A 2,985-nucleotide genomic window follows, 5' to 3' on the forward strand; every position below is an offset into this window, starting at 1 on the left:
GAGTGGAAAAAACCCGGCAAGGAGCGGCAAACGGTGACTGCGCCGCCACCTGCCCCGCAGCCAGACAAGGCCGCGGACAAAGCCGTTGGCAAGGTGCCGGAAAAAGCGGTCTCTGTTGCCCCCGAGGACAAGGTCACGCTGCCTGCTGCGCAGGGTGAGGCGGTGCCGGCGGCCTCGCCCCGGGTTGTGGCAAAAGAAAGCCCTCCGGGCAAGGAGGCGGCTGTGCTCGCCCACGAACAGGCCGCTCCAGCGGGCAAAGAGGGGGATCACGAGCAGGTCAAGGTAGAGAGCGGCACTTTGAAGGCCATTCTGGTGCAGTTGCAAACCATTACGCGGGTTCTGGAAAACCATCATGAGCGGCAAGAGCAGTTGGAAAAGCGGGTTACTGTTTTGGAGAAAAATCAGGAGCAACGCGAGCAGTTGGAAAAACGGGTAACCGCTCTGGAAAAAGCAGTCAAAGAGTGGAACTATATTACCAAAGAGCATCGTGCACCAGGCGCGGGCAATAAATAACAATCGCATAGCCGGTGCGCATGCGCTGCAATTTAAGGTGTGTTTCTCCTGGCTTTTAGAAGTGCTGAGAGCTTGTGAAAAATGGTCGCGAGCAAGCCCATGGGCAAGGCGCAGGCGAATGAGCGACGAGACATATCAAGCTGATTGCGAGGAACGAATGAGCCTGCAACGCCGCCCGTGGGCTGCACAGTAGATTTATTCACAAGCTCTGAGAGCTTGTGAATAAGTCGTCGCGAGCAAGCCCATGGGCAAGGCGCAGGCGAATGAGCGACGAGACATATCAAGCAGATAGGCGAGGAGCGAATGAGCCTGCAACGCCGCCAGTGGGCTGCACAGTAGATTTATTCACAAGCTCTGAGCCGAACGTTGGCACAAGGGGAGCGGATGGGGTGGTGATCAAGCCAATGAGTGGAGTGGGAATGAGAAGGATGGATAGAGTGGTCGGTAGATGTGTGGTGCTGCTGGCTGGCCTATTATGCGTGTTGTCGTTGCCACGTGTGGGGCTGGCCTTCTCCTTGGGTGAACTGCAGATGCAGAGTCGGCCAGGGCAGCCATTCCAGGCGCAAGCTCCGGTTAAGTTGAATAAGGATGAGCGGATTGCTTCGGTTGCACTCGGTACGCCTGCTGATTATTCCCTGTTAAATTTACCCTATTCTCCGGCAATTGAGGGGATAAAAGCCCAGGTAAGAGAGCAGTCTGGTGCAACCTTTGTCTCTCTCCAGGGAGTTGCTCCGATTGTAGAGGATGATTTTTTTATTTTGTTGCGTGTCTCCTCCAATCAAAACACCTTTTATCCCTTTTTTCGCATTCATTCGGCGGCGACGGCGGCCCAGGAGCCAAAAAAGGTTGAAAACAAGAGTGAGAGTTCAGCCGTTGCCAAAGCCGATCCCCTCTTGCCGACAGAGCGTGCGGCACGAGAAAAGGCGGTTGCAGAAAAAGAGCAGAAGAGTCAAGAGAAGAGCGTAGAAAAAGTGGTTCCAGAGAAGGAACCAAAAATGAAGGAAAAGAGCGTTGAGAAAGCCCCTGTTGCAGGCAAAGAGCCAGCGGCAACCTCGACCGAAGCTGGTGCTGCTAGGACTAAATCCGCCTCTGTTCCGGGAGTGGCTGCAAGTGGCGCCTCCACGGAGGGCGCAAAGGTGGAGGGGAGTGCGTTGTCTGCAAAAGAGAGTCGTGCATCTCTGGCAGAGCGCAAGAGTGTGGAGCGTAAAGAGGCTCCAGCTCAGCCAATGAAAGAGGCTTCTGCAGTGAAAGAGGCTTCCATAGTGCCAATGGAAGAGAGTCAGGAGAGAGCTGTCGAAAAAGGCACAACCTACGGTCCGGTGCGTGAAGGTGAAAATCTGACAGAGATTGTCCACAAATTAAAACTGGTTAGCAATCCCAGCTCCTTTTTTCAGGCAGTGGTAGCAATCTGGCAAAAAAATCCAGATCAATTTATCCATAATAACATGAACGGCCTGAAATCGGGGGTCATGCTACAGATTCCGAGCCGACAGGAGATTGCCAGGATTCCGGTGCGTGAGGCCAGAAAGTTGCGTTTGAGCCATGCCATGGAGTGGAAAAAACCACTGGACGGGCAGCAGGATATGGACAAAGTTGATTTGTCTCTGTTTGCAAAGGGCGAGGAAGCGCCTTTATCGGCTGGAGGGCTGTCTGCGGCAAAAACGGATGTGAGCGGTGGTGGCAGTAAACGTTCGGGCGGAGCTCTTGGTGGTGAAACGGAGGAGTTGCGGGCCATTTTATTGCAATTGCAAGTGATCACCCGGGTGTTGGAGAGTAATCAGGCCCAGCAAGAGCGTTTGGAGCAGCGTATCTCCACTTTGGAGCAGGCACGCAAGGAGTGGGATTTTTTGCGGGAGCGCATCAACTCGCTGGAGATGGTCAAGGGGGGTGTGGCACGTACTTCAGGAGCTGCTGAAAGCAGCATGCGTACTCCCGGAAATGGTTCTGAAAGTAGTATGGGGCGTACTCCAGGCAGCAGCGAAGGCGGTGCATCTACCGGTTCGTGGTGGGGAGAGTTGGATACGATTGCCACAGGGGCCATGGCATTGGTTGTGGTGGCGCTCATTGGTTTGCTTGCTTTGAGTGTCGGACGGCGTGTCAATCAAAAGCAGCAACGCAAAAATTTGCAATCGTTGCTTTCCGAAGCCAGCCGTCAGGATGCACCTTTGTTGCGGGACTCTTTACAACCGGGTGAGACGGCAAACAAGGGTTCCGGCAAGGCAGAGGCTCTTTCTGCAGCAGCGGAGGTGGCCAATCAATTGGAGTCGTTGACGCGCAACAAGAGCTCTTGAGGACAGGCAAGCGCATTTGCCAATTTTCTCACTGTTGCCACAAGCGAAACTGTGCATGTCGGGCATCCGCCCTCCCAAAGAGTGCCCCTTCGGGGCACAAATCTGTGCGGCGTGCGCGAATGCTTGCGCATTCGCTTTTGTGAAACGCCGCACATTACCAGCAGGGCTTTGCCCTGCACCC

The 2,985-nt window shown here is 54.6% G+C and carries 1 protein-coding gene and 1 pseudogene; both read left to right on the forward strand.

Annotation, left to right across the window (positions count from 1 at the left end):
* A pseudogene (locus tag EJP87_RS18030) lies at positions 1 to 513 on the forward strand (hypothetical protein); the annotation flags it as partial.
* 419 nt (positions 514 to 932) lie between these two features.
* Positions 933 to 2,804: a FimV/HubP family polar landmark protein gene (locus EJP87_RS15060; RefSeq protein ID WP_193771432.1), complete on the forward strand. Its 1,872-nt coding sequence runs from the start codon at positions 933 to 935 to the stop codon at positions 2,802 to 2,804.
* Positions 2,805 to 2,985: the final 181 nt, after the last annotated feature.

Origin of the sequence: Candidatus Magnetaquicoccus inordinatus, assembly GCF_004217665.1 — a bacterium.
Taxonomy (GTDB): Bacteria; Pseudomonadota; Magnetococcia; order Magnetococcales; family Magnetaquicoccaceae; genus Magnetaquicoccus; species Magnetaquicoccus inordinatus.

Bases quoted from the DNA above. Each gene is read 5' to 3' on its own strand.
- EJP87_RS15060 (WP_193771432.1), top strand. From the start codon at position 933: ATGAGAAGGATGGATAGAGTGGTCGGTAGATGTGTGGTGCTGCTGGCT.